The sequence below is a fragment of the Faecalibacterium sp. I4-1-79 genome (genome assembly GCF_023347235.1).
GTDB classification, from domain to species: Bacteria; Bacillota; Clostridia; order Oscillospirales; family Ruminococcaceae; genus Faecalibacterium; species Faecalibacterium tardum.
Genome location: NZ_CP094467.1, coordinates 2,054,562 through 2,075,468, shown reverse-complemented (window position 1 = coordinate 2,075,468; position 20,907 = coordinate 2,054,562). Strand labels below are relative to the sequence as shown.

Sequence of the window (20,907 nt, the reverse complement as noted above, 5' to 3'; positions counted from 1 at the left end):
CTGTTCGCCCTTATTATAAAGGTATCGACTACTACGTTGCAAGGATGTCAAGCGTTATATGTACACCCGCAGTCCTCCAACTGCGGGAATTTTTATAGCTCTGCCAGCTTGGAAAGAATTTGCTTGCCAATGTCAATCAGTTCATCCAGACGCTGCCGCAGATCTTCCATGTCGGCGGCGTAGACCCGACCGTTTTCATTGGCGGCTTTGGCGTACTGATTCAGATTGTTGCTGCAATTCTGGAGCAGATAAGCCATTCGGCGTAGCTGCGGCAGATCGAGATTCAGGCAGTATCCATCCAATGCCATTTTGCGGATATAGGCACTCAGGCTGCGGATGCCCATGCTGAACATCTTTTCATAGATGCGGTTCTTTTCTGTTTTGGTCAGGCGCAGGATGATGATTTCATCCCGCTTCTCTTTCATCGTGCATCACCATCCTTATCATAGTAGCTGCGGAACGGTTTGACAGGCTCCGGCTGATTGGTCTTTTCCCCCAGTGCAGCCAGCACAGACGGACGAATTGCGGGCGTTTCGGTTTCCTCGGTTTCTTCGGGAGCATCCTGCGAGGAACTGCGGTCACGGTCGATATTCAGTAGAGCATTCAGTTCGGCAAGGCGGGCAGACTTTTCGGCCAGTTCCTCCTCCTGTGCAAAGGGCTTTGCCACTTCGACCTCTGCGGCCTGCTTCTGCTGTTCAAGGTTTTGCAGAGCATTTTCGGCATCTGCAATACGGTCAGCGAAATTGTCGATGGCATTGTCCAGACGAGTGATATTGCCGCGCGCATCATCGCCCAGCGACACCGGGTAACTTAACTCTGCCCGGAGTACGGCCTGATGCTCATTTTTGAAGCTGTCGAATCGAATGTTCAGTTCAAAGCCACGGTAGGTGCCCAGCAGCATCATATCAGCATTGGGCATCTCCTGCCGAGCCAGCAGCAGCCGTTCGCCTGCAGCCTTTTTGTCATCGTACACCATGCCCTTGATGGTCATGCCGCAGAAGTTTTCTTTGTCCTGCGGGTGTGCTGCTGCAATCTGTGAATCCTGCTGCAAAGCAGTAATGCGGGTTTTCTGTTTCTGTATCTCTTCCGGGAATGTCTTGAGCAGCTTATCTTCCAGACGGTATTTCTGATTCTGGAAGTCACCGCGCAGAACTTTCAATTTTGCCACCTGCACGTCCAAATCCATCTTTTCCCGGATGCGAGGGTCGCCTGCACACAGAGCCTTGATTTCTGCGTAAGATAAAGCCTGTTCGTCAATATCATCGCAAGATCGCATAGGCGATTTGCTCGTCATGATCTGCGAGATAAACTTCTGCTTATTCTCAAGGGTCTGATAGAGGTAGGCGTCAAATGTCGATTCCGTGACGTAATTATAGACGTACACTTGTTTGTTTTGATTGCCTTGACGGATGATTCTGCCATTGCGCTGGGTCATATCAGACGGACGCCAGCCTACATCCAGATGATGCACCGCCACAAGCAGCGTCTGGACGTTGGTGCCAGCTCCCATCTTTGCAGTGCTGCCCAGCAACACACGCACCTGTCCGCTGCGTACCTTGGAGAAAAGTTCTGCTTTCTTGTTCTCTGTATCTGCGTTGTGGATGAACTCGATCTCCTGTTCGGGCACACCGGCGTTGAGCAGCTTGGTGCGAATATCGTCATAGACGTTGAACGAACCGTCACCCTTTGGAGTAGACATATCGCAGAAAATCAGCTGGGTCAGCTTCTGCTCCTTGGTGTCGTTCCAGATGCGCAGGACGTTGTTGACGCAGGCATTTAACTTGCTGTTGGGGTCATCGGGCAGAGCGGAATTCATCAACCGCTGATCAAGACCGATTTTGCGGCCATCCGACGTAATTTTCAACATATTATCCACAGAAGGGTCAACAGAACCGCTGTGGACTTCGGCTGCACGTTCGCTCAATGCCTGCACCATATCCTGTTGGATTTCCGAAGGCTTGACCACCACCGTTTCAAATTTTGCATCAGGCACCGGGAGATGAAGCTGGTCGCTGGTCTTGATATCTGCCGCTTCTTTGAACATCGCCATCAGTTCAGGCAAGTTGAAAAACTTCGCAAAACGAGTGCGCGCACGGTATCCGGTGCCTTCTGGGGCAAGTTCGATGGCAGTAGTAGTTTCACCAAAAGTAGAAGCCCACGCATCAAAATGGGTCAACCCTTTCTGCTGCAAGGTGTTGTACTGGAGGTAGCGCATGAGGGTGTACATCTCGGTCATACTGTTGCTCAGGGGTGTACCCGTTGCAAAAATCACGCCACGGCCACCGGTGATTTCATCCAGATAGCGACACTTGCCGAACATATCGCTGGATTTTTGTGCCTCGCTCGTACTCAAACCTGCGACATTACGCATTTTCGTGTACAAGTAGAGGTTCTTAAACGCTTGGCTCTCATCCACAAACAACCTGTCTACGCCCAATTGTTCAAACGTAACCACATCATCTTTACGGTCTGCGCCTTGCAGTTTTTCCAGTTTCTGTTTCAGAGACTTGCGCAACTTTTCCAGCTGCTTTACCGTGAAATGCTCGCCAACCTGCGCTTTCGCTTCTTCGATGGCCTCCTCGATTTCATCCATCTGTTCCTGAATCAGACGCTCCTGTCGTTCTGCGGACAAGGGTATCTTTTCAAACTGGCTGTGTCCGATGATAACTGCATCGTAGTCACCGGTCGCAATTCTCGCACAGAATTTTTTGCGATTACCGGGTTCAAAATCTTTTTTGCTGGTGACCAGCAGCTTCGCATTGGGGTACAGGCGTAGAAACTCGCTGGCCCATTGTTCCGTCAAATGGTTTGGCACGACAAAAAGACTTTTCTGGCACAAGCCCAGACGTTTCAGTTCCATAGCGGAAGCCGCCATCTCAAAACTCTTGCCAGCACCGACTTCGTGCGCCAAAAGGGTGTTGTACCCATACAGCACATGGGCAACCGCATTGCGCTGATGCTCTCGCAAATTGATCTCCGGGTTCATGCCCGCAAAATGAATGTGGGAACCATCGTATTCACGGGGGCGGGTGCTATTAAAAAGCTCGTTGTACTTTTTTACCAGTAGGGCGCGTCGCTGTGGATCTTTCCAGACCCAGCCAGCAAATGCGTCCTTGATGGCCTGCTGTTTCTGCTGGGCGAGGGTGGTTTCGTTTTGATTCAGCACACGCTTTTCTTTCCCATTCTCCTCGATGGTATCATAAACGCGGCTGTCACGCAAATTCAAGGTATCCTCCAAAATCTTGTAAGCGTTGGCTCGGCGGGTACCGTAGGTTTCAGTGGCCATAATGTCACCAAAGCCAGTAGCAGATTTATTGCTGATCCGCCATTCGGAAGTGTAAGGGGAGTAGCGAACGGTGATGGCATTGTTGTAGCGGATACGATAGGGCGGCTGAAAAGTTTCCATCATAAACTGTTGTACGATAGAGGGGTCAAGCCATGTGGCACCCAAACGCACATCAATTTCAGATGCCTCCAGATCTTTGGGCTGTGCCTTGGTCAGTGCGTCCACATTAACCTTGAACTCCGGGTGACTTTCCGCAGCAAGCTGTGCCATCCGCAGCTTATCGCGTACATTACCCGAAAGGTATTCGTCCGCAGTCTGCCAGCCCGCTTCCGGGTCGGTGGGGTCGGCGGCAGGGTCCTTGAAGATCACACCAGACAATTCAGTGGTGATGCGCCCGTACTCGTCGGGTGTGCCCAGCAGTTCTGCCATATAGGGCAAATCCACCTTGCCGTGTTCCCCGATGGACACCGCCAACGCTTCACTTGGCGTATCCACGCTGGTGACGGTGCGTTCCGGGCGAATGGTGCGCTTGGTGAACATCGCCGCCTTGGATTTAAGCTGCCCTTGCTCGTCCAGATTTTCCAGCGAACACAGCAGATAATAGGAGGAATCCTGTTCAAACAACCGCCCGTTTCTGCGGTCATTCAGCAGACCGTACTTTGCGGTAAAGGCATCGTAGGCGGCGTTCAACTTTGCCTGTGTCGCTTTAATATCCTCGTCCGGGTAGTCGTTCAACTGCTGGTCAATCAGTTCGTTGACGATCTGCCGCAGTTCCACCATGCCGGTGACACGCCCCTTGGCGGTGTCGGACAGTTCCACCTGTGTCATCACGGAATTTTCCCGGTAGAACACTTCACCGTCCACCACGGTGTAGGAGAAGTTCTTGACCTCCGGGTCGGCAGGCAGGGTGCGCCGGGCGGCTTCTTCTTCGGCAATGTCGGGAGTGTCCATCTCGGCGGCGGTGTACTGCCCCTCGATGTGCTGCACCGCTTCTGCAAGCTGGTCGGCAAGGCTGATGCCCTCAAGGGGCGCAACTGTCAGTTCCTCTCGTCCGTACTGGGTGCTTTCGGTGGAGAGTACGCCCAGAACCATCTCCGGGTGGTCTGCGAAATACTGGTTGATGGCAAAGCCATCTTCTGTTTTGCCCAACTGCACCCAGTCCGGCTCATGGTCAATGGGGCGGTCACGTTTTTGCAAAAAGATAATGTCGCTGACAACATCCGTGCCAGCATTGGCGCGAAACGCATTATTCGGCAGACGGATGGCACCCAGCAGATCGGCACGCTCTGCCATGTGCTTGCGGGCGGTGCTGTCCTTGCTGTCCATGGTGTAACGGCTGGTGACGAACGCCACCACGCCGCCCGGACGCACTTGGTCGATGGCCTTGGCGAAAAAGTAGTTGTGGATACTAAATCCCAACTTGTTGTACGCCTTATCGTTGACCTTGTACTGACCGAAAGGCACGTTGCCCACCGCCAAATCGTAGAAATCACGGCGGTCAGTGGTCTCAAAGCCAGCCACGGTAATGTCAGCCTGCGGATACAGTTTTTTCGCAATACGCCCGGTGATGCTGTCCAGTTCCACGCCGTACAAGCGGCTGTCCTGCATGGTATCCGGCAGCATTCCAAAGAAGTTGCCCACGCCCATACTAGGTTCCAGAATGTTACCGCTGTGGAAACCCATGCGTTCCACGGCATCGTAGATACTACGGATGACGGTGGGGCTGGTATAGTGGGCGTTCAGGGTGCTGGAACGGGCAGCAGCGTACTCATCCTCGGAAAGCAGTCCTTTCAGTTCGGCGTATTCCTTTGCCCAATTATCTTTACCGGGGTCAAAAGCGTCTGCCAGACCGCCCCAGCCCACATACTGCGAAAGCACCTGCTGCTCCTCGGCGGTGGCACCCCGGTGCTCCTCTTCCAGCTTGAACAGGGTACGGATAGCTTCGATGTTCCGGGCATATTTCTGCTTTGCGCCACCCTCGCCCAAATGATCGTCCGTGATGTGGAAGTTCCCGGCAGGCTCCGGTGCAGAATGTTCCGCTTCGACTGTGGGCGATTCTGTGCTTATCGTCTGAATTACAATGTCAAACGGCAGATTGTTTTCCTTGGCGGGGTATACGGCAACCGTTTTTTCAGTACGAACTGGCCGGGTAGCATTTGGTTCGTTCTGCCGCAAGCCCTCCTCGAATTGTTGCTTATTGATAACTTCGTTATCCCACGACTGCCCCTGTGCGCTGGTGTCGATGCGAACATCCGTTTCACCCACATAGCCGATTGTTCCTTCGATGGTTTGGGTAGGAAGATCAACGATAACATTGTCACCGACCTTGTAATCAACGGCCTTTTCGGGAGCAGCGTCAAGGGCCTCGTCCTGCTGTTCGTACAATTCCCGGACAACAGATAGCGGTTCTTCCCGAAAAATTGGCATCCGCAGGTCGGCCAGTGCCATATCCTGCAAGGAAACCTTGCCCTTATCAAAATCCACTCCGTCAATCCGAAATTTCCGGCCATCCATATTGATGATGGAGCCGATGGGCAGATAGTCCTCTTTGTGCAGATGTTTAGTCTGGTGATGAGTCCCATCTTTGTTCAATCCGGCAAGGTAAACATCATTGCCCGCAGACCACAATTCTTTTGACTTTCTTGCCCATAAGATAGGTGGAAAGCCTGTGACCTGAACTTCGCCCAGTGCTGTTTCTCTCGTAAATAAAGCACTGTTGAGAACTTTTGCGACCTTGGCAGCATCTTCTCCATAGAACATAAAATTGCCGCCAGCTTCAAATCCAACCAGAGTATCCGGGTGCTGCGCCTTTAATGCAGTGTATTCGGCTGCACTGGCGGCGTTCAGTTCAAGGGGAAAGTCGATGGCTCTTCTTTCTTTGTCCGACAGGTAGCGGTCAGACTGAATCATCAGGTCAATATATTTTTCGACCCGATCCCAGCGGAGAAGCACTTTCTGATGGTCGGGATAATGCTCAAACGTCAGACCCTTGCTGTCATGGTCAAGCCAACCACTGCTTCCGTCCAGATAAGTGTGTGAAGAACCGCCGGGGCCATACGGTGCATATTCGTTGGCAAGAGCTTTTGCCCGGAGTTTTCGGTCAGGCTGCAACTGATAAATTTTCCATATCCGAAGTTTGCTGCCTTCAACATTGGAACCTCTCCGCAGCGCATTTTCAATCTCCGCCTGCGACAAAACAAAAGCGGAGGGCGATTTTTCGCTCTCCGCTTGGTCGATAGTTTCAATTTGTTCAGCTTCGGTAGGGATGTGGGCATCGAAGAAACTTAACTGTAAATCAGTTCGTTCAGCACCAGTTCCTCGGCCTGTGCTTTCAGACTGTTCATGTGCTGCACCCACCCCATCTGATGCTGTTCCTTGTTCGGAGCCGGGTTCTGTTTCAGAAGCTGCTCCATGGTCTGCTGCATCTGGCTCTCTGCCGTCTGCTCCACCTCCATCAGGTGCGGGTACAGGCTCCCGTTCAGGAGCATCGTGTTGTACAGCACCGGGCGATGGTTCATCAGGTACGTCCGGCGCAGCCTGCCGTACTTGCCCAGCGGCTTCCGGGGCTGGTTCAGGGTCAGGTTCGGGAGCTGGTAGTCCCCGACGGTCGAGTAGGTCACGTTCCTGCTGTTCGTATTCATATTGGCTCCTTTCTGCATTGCGGCGGCGAATGGTTGTTTTTACGGTGCGCTCGATGTTCCGCAACACCTCCCGGCTCATGTCGCTGACGGCTGCGCCGAGGGTGTAGACGGCATCCGGGGTGGAAAAATTGTAGATTGCCTGAAAATCGTCCTTGTCGAACCAGCCTGTCGGCTCATAACCACAACGTTCCAGCAGCGTGTAGGTGACGCTGATGGCGGCAGCGGACTTGAACTGCATCTCCACCCCGGCTTCATCATAATCCATCAGCAGCGAACCGTCAACGATGGCGAGAATGTCACCACTGTTGTTGTCCCAGTAATCTGCCACCAGTTTCCCGGCAACATCCGCAAGCTGCTGGCTGACACGCTCTCCGCTGATGCCGTAGGTGGCGGCGAGCATTTCTGAAACCGGCTGCACCAAATCGGGACCGAGCTGCCACACCTCCGGGTCACGGGAATTGCGGCGCACCCCGGTGTCCGACACATCGAAAACGTAGTGCAGGCGCGGGAATCCGCTGGATTCGTCCAGCAAGGCGATGCCCTTAGAGCCACGCCTGACATAGCGGTTCATCCGGTTGCGCCAAATGTCAAATTCGGCGCAGGCGGTGGCATCGGGCCGCTGAGCGTAGATCATAAGCTGGTCGGCAAAGGGGTACTTGTACAGCCGGGATGCGGTGGTCAGGTAATCCGTCCAGCTTTCCCAGTACCGGGTCAAGCCGTTTGCCGTGCGCTGGGCAAGGGCAAGGTATTCTTCGGTTTTGCTTGGCATTTTGGCCTCCTTCTTCAGATTTTAGGGTATAAAAATAGCGGGCAACCGTTTTTGGGTTGCCCGCCAAGGATATATAATAATTGGGTTATCGTCGACTTTGAAGTTTTGATGATGAATGTCTATTTTTCATCGCTTTCGGGCGGACGAACATAACGTAACATTTTTCTTTCACAGGCACCAAATTCCAAATAGTTGTTTTTTGCCTCGTTTAGAGTTATTCCATGATTCAAGTCACTGGGGTCGCTATCAGAAGTAATAAACGGGTCATTCTCCCAAAAGCAAACTGGGCAAATGTACCCACAATCTTCCTTTGGTGGAACATTATAAGTAAAACATTCGCAGCATGGACATTGATACTTTTTCAAATAGATGCACCCCCGCAAGCACCGACTTGTCAATTTGTATATGGCTCTGTGTCTTTTCCGTCGTATACAATTACTTTAATGTTGGTGGCTGCATCAACATCCGCATGAATACCTACGGTATATTCTTTGTCCGTAACATTCGCAAAAGAGTAGCAGCCTCCCGCAGAAATATTGCCAGATACGATTTCCTGTTCGCCTTCGCAGAGCAAATGCACCACAATTTCAAAATCATTCCTATTCTGAATCGTCAGTGTGCCCGTTTTGGATGAAACCTTTACATTAGAATAAGTGATTACATATTGGGCAGATGTTGATTTTTCTGTACAAGACACAGAGCAATCCCATTGGATTGCAGCCTTCGCCTTTCTGTAGGATTCCGAAGATCTATACGCCGAAATTATAATGATTGCGGCTACGGCAAAGACGCTCACGATAATGAACACTATTGGTGCTTTTTTCTTCATAGTCTTTATCTCCAAAATTTCCAATTCATTGAGTTGAGCATATTACATACGCGAACACTCCAAACCTACAGCTCAGTTTCCACCGCAAGCTGCTCCTGCTTCTCTTTTTCATCAGCGATTTGGACATCAACATCTTCGCGCATCTTTTTCAGAAGTGCAAGGACTCGCTTGATTTGGCTCTTGGTGTTTTCCACTCTGCTCTGCGCCTGATTGATGTGATCCAGAACTGCCCAGTCTGCAAAGAGGCCATCAAAGAAGAAATCTGCGAATTTCAAAAAACTGTCTACCGCAACCTGAAGGTCTGCGGTGATCTCAACATCGGCAAGCTCAGTTTTGAACCGCCGCAGTTCCACTTGAAGCTGTTCCACCTGCTCCTGTGCATTGTCCAGTTCCTCATACTTGGCAAGATCAGCCATCAAACCGCCGCCCATTACGTCCCATGTACTCCAGCCCTCGGCATTATCCAGCGTTTCCAGAACTTCATTGACCGTGTGCAAGGCGGTCTTTCCGGCGTTGATGGCTTCCAGCAGCTCCCGCTTTTGGACTTTCAGTGCGGCAATGCGGCTTTCGCTTTCCACAATCTGCTGTGCGGCAGGGTGGGCAGAGACTTTGATGCTTTTGATTTTTTCGGAAAGAGCAGCTTGATACTGCCTTTCGCAATCGGACAGCCGTTCCAGTCTATTTTGAATCTGCTCCAAGTCGGCATCAACGGAAGAAAGGTCATGGAAAGCAGCATCGTACTTGACACGGGCTGCATAGGCTTCCTGCCGTTCCTTGTCCAGCTTTCCGTCCATTTTTCCAATCACTTGATAGAAAAATGCGGCAAGGCTGTGCCCCTCCAGACGATCCACATCAGCCTGTTCTGCCAGCTTGGATTTTTCCAGCTTTTTTAGGCGGTCCGCAAGCGTATCTCTCTGGGCGGTCAGTTCTTTCTGCTTTGCTTCACAGTTCTTCTTTTCTGCGACCTGCTGCCAAAGCTCTTTCAACGTAGAATCACTCATAAGGAATGTCCTTTCCCGGCATTACGTTTCTTCGTTCAGAAGCTGGTTCAAAAAATGCTGCCGATTATTTACAAATGTTTTGGTGATAACGTAGCTGTCCGTATCTTCATACTGACAAGGATGAATCGTGCCATTGTCGAAGTTAAAAATTTCAGCATCAGGCATTCCGAGGAGAATGGGTGAATGTGATACGATAATGAATTGCGCCCCTTCTTGGGCACACCGATGAATGTTGATCAGTAACGTGAGCTGCCGCTGCGGGGATAAAGCGGCTTCCGGCTCGTCAAAAATATAGACTCCATCTGCACCCATGTAGTCCTGCGCAATAGCGAGGAAACTTTCACCGTGTGATTTTTGGTGATAGCCTTTGGAGGGATGATCGTCATCGGAATAGTCGATTTCCTTGGTGGCTACATTGTAGAAGCTCTCTGCCCGGAGAAAATACCCGAACTTTGGTCTGCGATACCCCTTGGAAATCGTCATAGCCTCACATAGTTCCGAATGGGAGTTGTATGTGGAAAATGAATAGTTCTTCGTTCCACCCTCCGCGTTGAAGCCGTAAGCAACAGCGATTGCTTCCAGAAGCGTAGATTTTCCGCTTCCATTTTCGCCAACAAAGAACGTAATGGGCTTATGGAATGTAAAAGTGTCGATTCCGCTGATGGCAGGAATCTGACGAACATAATTGTATGGGCGAACTCTGTTCCAGTCGATGGTCAGCCCTTGGATAAATAGATCGTTCATACAGCACTCCTTACTATATAGTGTAGGAGAACACTTAGTTCCGCTCAAACCCAAGATAGCGGGTGCCCTGAAAACTCAGCTTTCCGATGTCGCCCTGCACGAGCAGACCATAATCGCTTCCGTCCACTTCAAATTCCATCCGGTCTCCGCTTTCTACCTGAAAGGTCACATAATAGGAAGTGTAGGTGCTGGTTCTATATCCATGTGCACCAGACAAATCTCCAGCATTTGCAGTGTCGGAATGCGAAATATCAGTTCGCTTTGCTACTACTGCTGCCGGAATAGATAGACGGGGTGAGTGATTGTTTTTGTTCCATGTGCGAAGATTTGAAATCAGCGTAAAAATAAATAGACACATCAATCCGAAAAAGATAAGTGGGAATACTATGCTGAACACAGCGTTAAACCAGCCAAAAAACATATTACTCCTCCAGAATCTCTTCCAGCAGCTCTTTTACATCGTCCAGAAAAGATTCTTCTCCGAGGGTGTTCACCTTGAAGAACACCGCTTGACTGCCTCCTGCGGTGATGGCAGACAGCCGAACCGGACTGTCCGCATTCTGGAACATGGTCAGTGTCAGACTCAGGCGGTTGCCGCCCATCATGCTGTACCGTTCAAACACCCGGACACTGCACCGAGCATCGCCCTCTTTGAAATCACTGCCTGCCTCCAAATCTGCCGACCAACTGCTGTCTGGAATTTCATTTTCCAGCTTCCGAAGCAACTTGTCAAAGTTTTTGTTTCGGATGGTCTTTTCAAAGATTGCCATAATGGTTCCTCCGTTCTGACAATAAAATTCAGTCCCTTAATCTTGATACGAGCAGAGCCACAGGAAAATTGCGGAGAAATCGCTTGAAGAGAGGAATTTTGTCTAATTTGATTATAGCATATCTTTTGGAAGAACAAAATACTTTATGTACGCCGCCCGTAGGCGGCAAAAATCAGTCCGGTGGAAATTCCAGTTCGGCAAACTCCGCATCAGTCAGCAGTTTCAGCTTTTCGATAACACCCTCCGACAGTTCCCGCAGGGCAGTTTCATCCGGCATCAGGTAGCACTGCATCAGCCGCAGTTCGTGGATAAGCCCCATCCGGGTGCCGGTGTTGTAGAGCATCATCAGCATCCGCTCTTCGTGGTTAAAGTTCATGTCCATCCCTCGCTTTCCTGCAGACGGTGGGGTTGCACTCCGGGGCATCGCACTTCTCTTTGAGATTCATCAGCACCGAAGGGCGTTCCGGCTGCTTGTCCAGAAACCCCTGTAAATCCTTGAAGCCGATGCTGTCCACATAATGCACAGACACCTCGCCATTGCGTTTAAGTGCGATCACATCGCTGACCGACAGGCTGTGCCCCTCAAAATCCTGCGGACGGGAGAGGTTGAACATCTGAAACAGTTCTTCCAGAACCTCGTTGTCCGGCACATCCTGCCACATGGCGGGCAGATCAGCATAGTAGGTGACCTCGTAATGCTCCGGGTCTGGCGTTTTGCCCTGACGATGCAGTTCCCGCATGGAAGCAAATCTTTCATCGAGGATTTTTTCGTCATGCCGCAGCTGCATCACCATATAAACATCGCACCCTGCGTTCAGAAACTTCTGCGGGATGTCCGTCATGGGTTCATCGTCAAAATTCTGGTTCCATTTTTGCTGCATCGTCCACCTCACAGTTCCGGTGCAGAACGTGCAGAGGATTTTGGCGCAGACGCATCACTTGCCAGTTCTGCCAGCTTTTCCAGTGTGGAAGGGCGATGGTCTGCACTCAGTTCCTCGGCTTCCGCAACTTTATCCATGACTGCATCGTAGTCCTGCAGTAGCCGCCGACCCTTTTCCATGTGGTGTGCTTCCAGAATCTGCTCACGGGCTTCCTGAATGGTCAGTTCCGGGGCACCCAGCTGCCCGCCGTCCATCACAGAATAATCGCTGTGGTAGAGGGTGTAGTCCCATCCATCCTCACAGGACTGGATGGCAAGGTAGCCTTTGCCGCCCAGTTCCCATGCAGCCTGCTCGTCTTGTGTCTGAATTTCCGGGTAGAAGTCGGCATGGTTCCGTTCCATGACCTCGGCAAACTGGCAGATGTGGAACACATTGCCCAGACCGCCCATGTCAAAGTGATAATCATCCAGATGTTCCATCCGTGCCGTAAAACTGCGCCCATCCGGGTAATCCACCTGAATCACGCCGCCATCTGGAATGCGATAGAGGTCATCATAGTGGCTGTTGATGAGACGAATATCCTTCGGCAGCGTTTCCGGCTCCCAGATGCGCCGCCTGCGGACACCAGACTGCGGAATGGTATCAAGGTGCTGCAAGCTGACCTCCTGAATTGCCTTGCGGTCATCGCTGGAAAGCTCAAACAGATACCAGTTCCGGGCGGCAGGAATGGCATTGCGGCCATCCGGCGGCAGATTCTGCTTGGAGATCTGCCCGAACTCCTGTGGCTCACTGGTGGCACAGTCGTAGGTGGCAAAGCCGACCCCTGCGCCATTTTCACGCAGATGCAGAAATCTGTCCCCATTGATGAGATAAAGAGCTTCCGTTTTCTGTTCCATTAGCGTCCACCCTCAAATTCCAGAGAAAACTTGCTGCGGCCATCGGTTTCACAGGACAGCAGCACGGTGGCGTTGTAGGTCTTGCCCTTGGCACTCTTGCAGTCCTTCAGGCGGACACGTCCATCCCGCAGCAGCTTGTCCGCCGCATGGGAATCCAGCCGCTTGCCCAGACGCTTGAAGAACGCATTGTCCTTCCACAGCACAAAGCGGCACTCCCGGTTCTCGCAGAACCAGCCCTTTTCACGCTCCACAACATTTGCACCACAGTTGGGGCAGACACCAATCACTTTGTTTTTCATAAGCGCATTCGCTCCTTTCGCGGCCTCGGTGGTCGTTACCAGCGAGGAGATCATCTCTTTGATTTCAGTCATAAATTCTTTCGGCTCCATTTCGCCACGTTCGATTTGCAGCAGCTTCGTTTCCCAATCGGCGGTCATTTCCGGGGACTGGATCTCTTCGGGCATCACAGTAATCAACGCCTTGCCCTTGTCGGTGGGCAGAAGCACCTTGGTTTTCTTGGTGCCTTTCCGTTCCAGAAAGCCCTTCTGCACCAGCTTTTCAATGGTGGCGGCACGGGTTGCCGGAGTACCGATGCCCTGACGTTCCACGCCCTCCGGCATACTGTCTGCACTGGCGGTTTCCATAGCGTGCAGCAGAGTGTCCTCAGTAAAATGCTTCGGCGGGGACGTTTGCCCCTCTTTCAGTTCGGCATTGAGGATGCCGCATTCGTTTTCTGCTGCATTGGGCAGGGCGGTGAGTTCCTGCTTCCGGTTCAGGATGTCTGCCAGCACCTTGCGCTCCACCGCTTTCCAGCCTTCCTCCAGAACCTCCTTGCCCTTGGCGGAGAATTCCTCCCCGGCACATTCGGTGGTGAGCAGTGTTTCCAGATAGCGGAATGGCTTGCTGACCGCCATCAGCGTCCGGGCGATGATGAGCTTCAGGACGTTCTGCTCGCCTTTGGGCAGCGCTTCCAGATCAGCTTGTAGCATACTGCGGGTGGGCAGGATGGCGTGGTGGTCGGTGACTTTTTCCCGGTTGACGGTGCGCCGTGTCCGGGGCACAGCCTCGTCCATATCCTCCGGGGTAATACCGAGAAAAACTTCCAGTTCCTCGGTCAGTTCCTCCAGCATCTCCTCGTCATCGTCGGTGATATAGCAGCTATCAGTTCGGGGATAAGTGGTAAGTTTCTTCTCATACAGGCTCTGCACATAGTCCAGCGTCTGCTGTGCGCTGTACCCCAGCAAGCGGTTGGCATCCCGCTGAAGGGTGGTCAAGTCGTACAGCGGCGGCGGATTCTCAGACTTTTCCTTGCGGGTGATGCGCTGGATCGTTGCCACCATCTCCCTTCGACAGGCTTCCAGCAGGTTTTCTGCAACGGATTTTTCAGGAATGCGGCGGCTGGATGCCGTGCAGCCGCTGGTCAGTTCCAGATCCACCGTGTAGAATTTCTCCGGCACAAAGGCAGCGATGGCAGCTTCCCGCACCACCGTCATGGCAAGCACCGGGGTCATAACACGCCCCACCGCCAAGGGCTGGTTGTACAGGCATGAAAAAAGCCGGGACGCATTGATGCCGACCATCCAGTCGGCGCGTTCCCGGCAGAGTGCTGCATTGTACAGCGCATCGTATTCAGTTGACGGTTTGAGATGGGCGAAACCTTCCCGGATGGCGGTTTCCTCCATGCTGGACAGCCACAGGCGGGAAAAGGGCTTCTTGCAGCCCGCTTGCTGGTAGACCAATCGGAAGATCAGTTCTCCCTCCCGTCCGGAATCGCAACTGTTCACAATGCTCTCGACATCCGGGCGGTGCATCAGTTTTTGCAGGATGCCAAACTGTTTTTTGGTGGACGCAGATCCCAGATACTGCCACTTTTGCGGCAGGATGGGCAGATCTGCAATGCTCCACTTGGTGTACTTGGCATCGTAGACATTGGGTGGGGCAAGTTCCACCAGATGACCAACGCACCAGCTTACCAGATAGCCGTTACCCTCCAGATAACCGTCTTTGCGGTTGGTGGCACCGAGGACTTTGGCGTAGGACATGGCAACCGAGGGCTTTTCTGCTACAACTAGAATTAAAATAAGCGTTCCCTCCAATCTGTTTTCATTTGGATATGTACGGCGGCAAAATGCCGCCTTAAAATCAGATGGGTTCGGTATCTTCCTCACCGGGTTCCTCCGGCTCGTCCTCGGTGGGAATCTCGAAGTCGCCCTTGTCCTCGGTGTAGTTTGCATCAGGGTCAAGGGCTTCTTTTTCGGCCTGCTTTTTCTGCTTCTGCTTTGTGAAAGCGTAGAAGCCGCCGCCTGCCGCCAGCGCAATCAGCACGACTACGCCCAGAAAGCCGGATGCAATCTTTGTGACCTTGTTTTCCTTGGGCTGTTCCTCGCCGGATGCCGCCGCTTCTTCTGCGGCTTTCTTGGCTTCTTCCTCGGCTTTCAGCTTATCCTGTTCAGCCTGCGCCGCTGCTTCTTTTTCAGCGGTATAGGCATCGGCAGCATCTTCCTCCATCAGAGCCAGAAGGTCGGCTTCGTCCACAAGGTTCATAAAGTGGACGGTCTGCTGCCCCTTGGCGTTGCGGTCAATCACCAGATAGAAAGTCGCACCCGACTTCGACACCAGCGTAATGAACTGCTGTCCACTGCCATCGGAATAGTTGGTGTGGTAGTCGTCCACCAGCGTCAGGTTGCCCTCCGGGGTCAGGGCACCAGAGGTTTCGTCCGTGATGGTGACAACATCTTCCTCCATCACTTCCGGCAGAATCGGCTGTTCCACCGGGGCAGCTTCTCCCTCAAAAGCAAAAGCGGGAGCCGCCATGCCAGCGCACAGTGCCGCCGATACCAACAGCGCACCCAGTTTCTTAATCTTCATCTACATCGACCTCCTTCTCAAAAGTTGCACCCACAGCAGACAGCGCAGCCGGGTTCGGGGTAGTGGTGGCCGACTGCCGCAGCAGGGCAGCAAGCTGTTCCGGCGTGACCTTTGCAGTCCGCACCATCTCGTTGACCTCGGCGGAATCTTCCTCCTGAATGCGCCGCTCCAGAATCTCGATGCGGTTGTTCAGCTTGATGCGGCGCTCCTTCTCTTTTTCCAGCATCGCCCGCAGCTTATCCGATTTTTCGCTCATAAAACTCCTCCAATCATTTTGAAAGCCGTCCGAACCCAGCGAGATGCTTCTCCCAGTAGGACGAGTGAATGTTTGCGTACTTGATGGGGTCTCCGGCACTGACCATCATACCGTTGCCGAGGTAGATGCCCACATGACTTTTCCCCGGTGTATCATACGTTCCCTCGAAGAAAACAAGGTCACCGGGCTTTGCTTCGGCTTCGGAAATGTGTTGGCTTTTCTGCCAAAGACCGTTGGCTGTGGTGCGCCCTACATCATAGCCGTTCTGGTTATAAACCCAGCAGACGTAGCCGGAACAATCAAACCCGGTTTCCGGGGTAGAGCCGCCCCAGACGTAGGGTGTGCCCACATACTTTTGGGCTTCCTTGTAGATGGCGGCGAACTCGCTGTCCGTCAGGGCTTCTGCCGGAACGGTATAGTCGATGCCCGGTGTGCCGGAACCGTCCGAGCCACCGGGCGGCAGACCGCCATTAAAAAGATAGGGTCTGCCACCCAAGGTGTCCTGAAAGATCTCGTACCGTTTCCACTGGTCGTTGTTCAGCTCCTCCCGGATGACCACCTCCAAGCCACGATTCACCAGCTTGGTGTGGAAGATTCGATACTCATAGGGCACCTGCGTAGGAATTGGGATTCCTGCGGGAGTCATGACCCACACAGTCATATACCGGGTCTGCACCTCTACCCATGTGGTGAGCTTGTACTGCTTTTTGAAGATCTCCTTCAGCTTGCCCTGCACCTCCGACCGGGTGTAATCGTCATACAGGGTGGTCAGGAACGAAGTGAGCTGCCACGGGTCGTGCTCGATGGGGTCAAGGTGGTACTGATACTCGTTGTAACCGGGGTGGTCGGTGGGGGTGCGCTTGATCTTTTTATCCAGTTCCTTTTCCAGCTTCTTGTAGTCCTGCTCTGCGCCCCGGATGTCCCGATTCTCGGCAGAATACATGGTCTGCCCGGATACCTGCGTGCCGCCGGAAAAGAGGATTCCACAGGAGGAAAAGCCCGACATCACCATAAGAATGAGCAAAAGAAAAACGCCCACGATCACCAGAACGTGTGCGTTGCCTTTAGCGGCATTCATCAGCCCCTTTACGGCGGTGCTGACGGCAGTTTTGCCCTTCTCTACGGCTTGTTCCACGCTGGACCGGGCAGCAGATGCACCGTTGGATGCCGCTTTTCCGCCGGCGGTCTGCGCCGCCGTGCCCGAACGGGCGGCGGCATAGTAGCTCTGCCGGATGTCCTGTTTCTGCCGCCACCGGGAAAGCCAGTTGGAACCGTCCTCGCTGGTGCCGGATGCGCCTGCATCTTGTGGAAAAGTCGGATTCTGCACGGAAGATTTTGCGGTTCGGGCACCTTTCTTGCCCTGCATTTTAGCTCTCTTTTTGAGCTTCCGGGCATAGCGGCTCTTGGAAATATCCCGGACATTTCCTGCCGCCGTTTCGCCCTCGCTCAGAGCCTGCGTGCCCACATTGTCGTCCTTGTACTGGTCAACCTCCCGATGCACCGCAGACCGGGCGGCATGGGCGGCGTACATCTCCCGCTTCTGCGCCTTGCTCAACCGGCTCAGTTCGTCCGGGGTCAGTTCCGCCTTGCCAAACCGCAGATGCTGCGTCTTTTCCGCAGCTTTATCTGCGTCGGTTTTCAGTTTCTTCTTTTTGGGCAGCGTCTGCTCCACCTTGGCTTTTTTCGGGGGTGAACGGGTCTTTTTGGCGGACGATTCCTCTTTGATGTTCAGCTTCGGTTCACTCATTTCTGTGCGCCCTCCGAAACTTCACCCAACTTGGTGGTCATGATGCGGTAGAGTTCCAGATCAGTCGGGAAACGGTCAACGAAAGGCAGAATGACATTGCCGAAGAACAGCAGCCCTTCGCCCTCGCCGGAGTGGGTCACATAGGAAAGCTGATGGGGTGAGATGTTGAGCTGCTTTGCGAGGATCTGCCGGTCTCCTGCCGCCTGATTCAGCATAATGATCATGTCGGAATTTTCAAAAATATTCTCGACCTCACGAGAAGAAAGAAGGTCCTTCACGTTCTGCGTTAAACCAGTCGGGATGCCGCCCCACTTGCGGAAACGCTTCCAGATCTCCACGGAATAAGCGGCGGTCTGCTCCTCTTTCAGCAAAAGGTGCATCTCATCCATATAATACCGGGTGGACTTTCCGCTGCTGCGGTTGGCTGTGACACGCCCCCACACCTGATCCTGCACAATGAGCATTCCCAGCTTCTTCATCTGCTTGCCCAGTTCCTTGATGTCGTAGCAGACGATGCGGTTATTAACATTCACGTTGGTGCGGTGGTTGAACAGGTTCAGACTGCCCTTGACGTAGATTTCCAACGCCGTGGCAACATGATGGGCTTCTTTTTCGTCCTGTTGGAGCAGGGCATTGTACAAGTCCTCCAAAACCGGCATATTCTCCGGGCAGGGGTCCGCAAAATATTTGCGATAAATGAGATGCACACAGCGGTCAATGACGGTTTTCTCCACCGGCAGCAGACCCTCCTTGCCGCCCACCACCAGCTCGCAGAGGGAAAGGATAAAGTCGGCTTTCAGGGAAAGCGGATTATCTTCCTCGGAGTAGTTGGCGTTGATGTCCATGGGGTTGATGAACTGGGTGCTATTGGGGCTGATTTTGATGACCTGACCTTTCAGCCGGTTCACCAGAGGTGAATAATCGGCTGGGTCAGCGGTGTTACCACCGCCTTCCCGCCTAAGAACCGTACATGACAGTTTCCCGTCATACGGCTCAAGCATTTCATCACTTCTTCAAGCGGTTCTCAGCATAAATACGCTGACAGGTGCAATGAACGTAGCGCATATTGCGAACATCTTCCATGCCAGCCTTTGCCTTTGGTGCAAGGTAGAAGATTTCTCTTTCTTCCGTTACATCCATCGGCATTTCGCAGTGGTAGCACAGTCCGTTCTGGTTTTTCCAAATCATCTTGAATTTTCCAGTCAGCCGGTGCATTCCTTTATCGAATTTCCTTTTTTGGAAATACGCCTCATCGAGGAACGGATTTGCAGTAGCTTTTATCTTGGTATGTCGCACAATGGCTGTGCTGTCCACCCGTATCAGCTCCTTGTTTTCCGTAGAGAACACCCAGTTCCGATTACCGACACGATGCCAGTATCTCGTGGAAATCCACCACTTGTTCTTCTTTGGGTGCCGTCTTTTAGCCCATCGCCACAGCAGTTCGTACAGGACATAGTCCAGATGCGCGAACGCATCACTTGCGCATACGGACTGGTGGTAATTAGTCCAACCTCGAATTTGTTCATTCAACTTCATAATCAGAACATCTTGCTGCCACGCTTTTCCTCTGCGGAGAATCGTGTCAGAGATATTGGAAACGATAGCCTTAACCGCCTTTTGGGAAGGCTTGATAATCAGCTTTTCGTTATACTTTCTGAAGTTCCAGCCGAGGAAGTCGAAACCATCGTCAATGTTGGTGACAACGGTCTTTTCATCAGAAAGTTCCAATCCGCGTTCAGCGAGAAACTCTCGAATCAGCTCCTTTGCTTCAAGAGCCAGTTCAGGTGTTGCCGCTGTGACCACAAAATCGTCTGCATAGCGGACGAAGTTTACTTTGTGGGCATTCTTAAATCTTGAATCGACCTTACCGAGCGCGTTCGTGTGAAAGCGTTCGACCAGCTTCTTCTCGATACCATCCAGCGTCATGTTCGCCAGAATGGGGGAGATAATACCACCTTGCGGAGTTCCTTCCTCGGTAGGAAAGAGTTCGCGCTGATAGATAAATCCTGCCTTTAAGAACTGCTTCAAAATGTTCTTGTCCATGGGGATGTTCGCCAAAAGCCAATCATGGCTGATATGGTCGAAGCAACCTTTGATGTCACCCTCCAAAACCCACTTCGGAGAAATGTGCTTGCGCGACAGTGCATTGAACAGATATTCGCAGGCATCCTGTGCGCATCTTCCTTTTCGGAAACCAAAGGATTTCCCATCTGCTGTTGTTTCCGCCACCGGCTCCAGTGCCAAAGCATAAAGAGCCTGCATTGCGCGGTCATACATCGTGGGAATCCCCAACGGACGTTTTTTCTTCTTGTCCTTCTTTTCGATATACACTCTACGGAGAGGACGTGCACGATACCTTTTATCTGTCAGCGATAGAGCCGCTGCCATTTTCTTCGCCGGAGTGTTCCAGAGAACACCATCCACACCGGGAGTTCTGCGCCCGTCGTTGGTTACGACACGCTTGACAGCCAGTGCTTTGGCGTAAAAGGAATGTGTCAGAAGATACTGAAGTCGTTTTACTGCGTTGTAGTCTTTTTGCTGAGTTGCCTTGACAATCCTGATTTGTAGCCTGTTGACTTCCCGCTCTGCCTTATGCCAGTCAATGTTTTTCCATTGGGCACTCAACATAGCTTCGTCCGACAGCTTCTCAGAAGTTTTACCTTCCGTCGTTGAATACTTATCGTTCACAGGAATACCTCCAATCTTGCCATGAAATACCCGGAATAAGTCAGCACCCTTTCAGGTCAGGGCAAATTTTGAACCCCTATGCTCACCGTTACAGTGAACCTTTCGCTTTTTATTCCATCTCATACCCTCTGCGCCATTTCTTCCTCTTGCGAGGTCGATACCTTTGTTCAAGGAACGCATAGGGTTTTCCACGTTCCACGTAATGCATAATTCTCGAATGCCTTAGCCGCCATCTTTGAACCGGGAGGATTTGTGTCCATTTGCTTCGGGGTAGCGAAAGGCCCCTCGGCCACCTCCAACACCTTTTGGTGTAGGTGTATCAGCCTTATTTCACCTATTCCCTGTAACGATCCTTACGATGATTCACATTACGTTCGACATAGCATTCTTTACCCTAACAGTACATCCGCTTTAGGCTGGCAGATTTCCCATATTGTCCTGTGAGCTTCCCAACGCCGGCTTTTGACCAGTGCAGGTCACAGTAGGGTTACTCCAAATGGATAGAGCAGTGTTTATACACAATACATTACG

16 protein-coding genes and 1 pseudogene are annotated in these 20,907 nt (G+C 52.3%); all 17 read right to left on the bottom strand.

Going from position 1 to position 20,907, the window contains the following annotated elements:
• Positions 1-92: 92 nt before the first annotated feature.
• The 17 genes and pseudogenes from MTP36_RS10285 to ltrA all read right to left on the bottom strand — a co-directional run bounded on the left by MTP36_RS10285 (position 93) and on the right by ltrA (position 20,376).
• Complete coding sequence (locus tag MTP36_RS10285; protein ID WP_005930840.1) at positions 93-425, bottom strand: plasmid mobilization protein; 333 nt, start codon at positions 423-425, stop codon at positions 93-95.
• Entirely contained in the window at positions 422-7,696 is a 7,275-nt protein-coding gene (locus MTP36_RS10280; RefSeq protein WP_442900191.1) for a DEAD/DEAH box helicase family protein, read from the bottom strand. Before MTP36_RS10280 ends, MTP36_RS10285 begins: the two co-directional genes overlap by 4 nt.
• A 119-nt stretch (positions 7,697-7,815) precedes the next feature.
• Complete coding sequence (locus MTP36_RS10260) at positions 7,816-8,061, bottom strand: CPCC family cysteine-rich protein (RefSeq protein WP_097779474.1); 246 nt, start codon at positions 8,059-8,061, stop codon at positions 7,816-7,818.
• A 29-nt stretch (positions 8,062-8,090) separates the two neighbouring features.
• Positions 8,091-8,525, bottom strand: a complete 435-nt coding sequence (locus MTP36_RS10255) for a hypothetical protein (RefSeq protein ID WP_015536782.1) — start codon at positions 8,523-8,525, stop codon at positions 8,091-8,093.
• Between the two features lie 65 nt (positions 8,526-8,590).
• Positions 8,591-9,526: a hypothetical protein gene (locus tag MTP36_RS10250; RefSeq protein ID WP_097779475.1), complete on the bottom strand. Its 936-nt coding sequence runs from the start codon at positions 9,524-9,526 to the stop codon at positions 8,591-8,593.
• A gap of 21 nt (positions 9,527-9,547) precedes the next feature.
• Entirely contained in the window at positions 9,548-10,270 is a 723-nt protein-coding gene (locus MTP36_RS10245) for an AAA family ATPase (protein ID WP_249249669.1), read from the bottom strand.
• 34 nt (positions 10,271-10,304) lie between these two features.
• Complete coding sequence (locus tag MTP36_RS10240) at positions 10,305-10,691, bottom strand: DUF2500 domain-containing protein (protein ID WP_055187002.1); 387 nt, start codon at positions 10,689-10,691, stop codon at positions 10,305-10,307.
• 1 nt (position 10,692) lies between these two features.
• Complete coding sequence (locus MTP36_RS10235) at positions 10,693-11,040, bottom strand: DUF6054 family protein (protein WP_097772434.1); 348 nt, start codon at positions 11,038-11,040, stop codon at positions 10,693-10,695.
• Between the two features lie 172 nt (positions 11,041-11,212).
• Positions 11,213-11,416, bottom strand: coding sequence for a transposon-transfer assisting family protein (locus MTP36_RS10230; protein ID WP_249254423.1), 204 nt, complete (start codon positions 11,414-11,416; stop codon positions 11,213-11,215).
• Entirely contained in the window at positions 11,406-11,921 is a 516-nt protein-coding gene (locus MTP36_RS10225) for a YodL domain-containing protein (protein ID WP_249249651.1), read from the bottom strand. Before MTP36_RS10225 ends, MTP36_RS10230 begins: the two co-directional genes overlap by 11 nt.
• 8 nt (positions 11,922-11,929) lie before the next feature.
• On the bottom strand, positions 11,930-12,817 hold the full coding sequence (locus MTP36_RS10220) for an LPD16 domain-containing protein (protein ID WP_249249641.1): 888 nt from the start codon (positions 12,815-12,817) through the stop codon (positions 11,930-11,932).
• Complete coding sequence (locus MTP36_RS10215; protein WP_249249639.1) at positions 12,817-14,859, bottom strand: DNA topoisomerase 3; 2,043 nt, start codon at positions 14,857-14,859, stop codon at positions 12,817-12,819. The genes MTP36_RS10220 and MTP36_RS10215 overlap by 1 nt, the downstream gene beginning before the upstream one ends.
• A gap of 100 nt (positions 14,860-14,959) precedes the next feature.
• Positions 14,960-15,685, bottom strand: coding sequence for a DUF4366 domain-containing protein (locus MTP36_RS10210; RefSeq protein ID WP_249249634.1), 726 nt, complete (start codon positions 15,683-15,685; stop codon positions 14,960-14,962).
• Entirely contained in the window at positions 15,675-15,941 is a 267-nt protein-coding gene (locus MTP36_RS10205) for a DUF4315 family protein (RefSeq protein ID WP_249249615.1), read from the bottom strand. Before MTP36_RS10205 ends, MTP36_RS10210 begins: the two co-directional genes overlap by 11 nt.
• Positions 15,942-15,954: 13 nt before the next feature.
• Positions 15,955-17,688: a C40 family peptidase gene (locus tag MTP36_RS10200; RefSeq protein ID WP_249249605.1), complete on the bottom strand. Its 1,734-nt coding sequence runs from the start codon at positions 17,686-17,688 to the stop codon at positions 15,955-15,957.
• Positions 17,685-18,620, bottom strand: a pseudogene (locus MTP36_RS10195) (VirB4-like conjugal transfer ATPase, CD1110 family); the annotation flags it as partial. The gene MTP36_RS10200 and the pseudogene MTP36_RS10195, both read right to left, overlap by 4 nt.
• A gap of 73 nt (positions 18,621-18,693) precedes the next feature.
• Positions 18,694-20,376: a group II intron reverse transcriptase/maturase gene (ltrA, locus tag MTP36_RS10190; RefSeq protein WP_249249596.1), complete on the bottom strand. Its 1,683-nt coding sequence runs from the start codon at positions 20,374-20,376 to the stop codon at positions 18,694-18,696.
• Between the last annotated feature and the right edge of the window lie 531 nt (positions 20,377-20,907).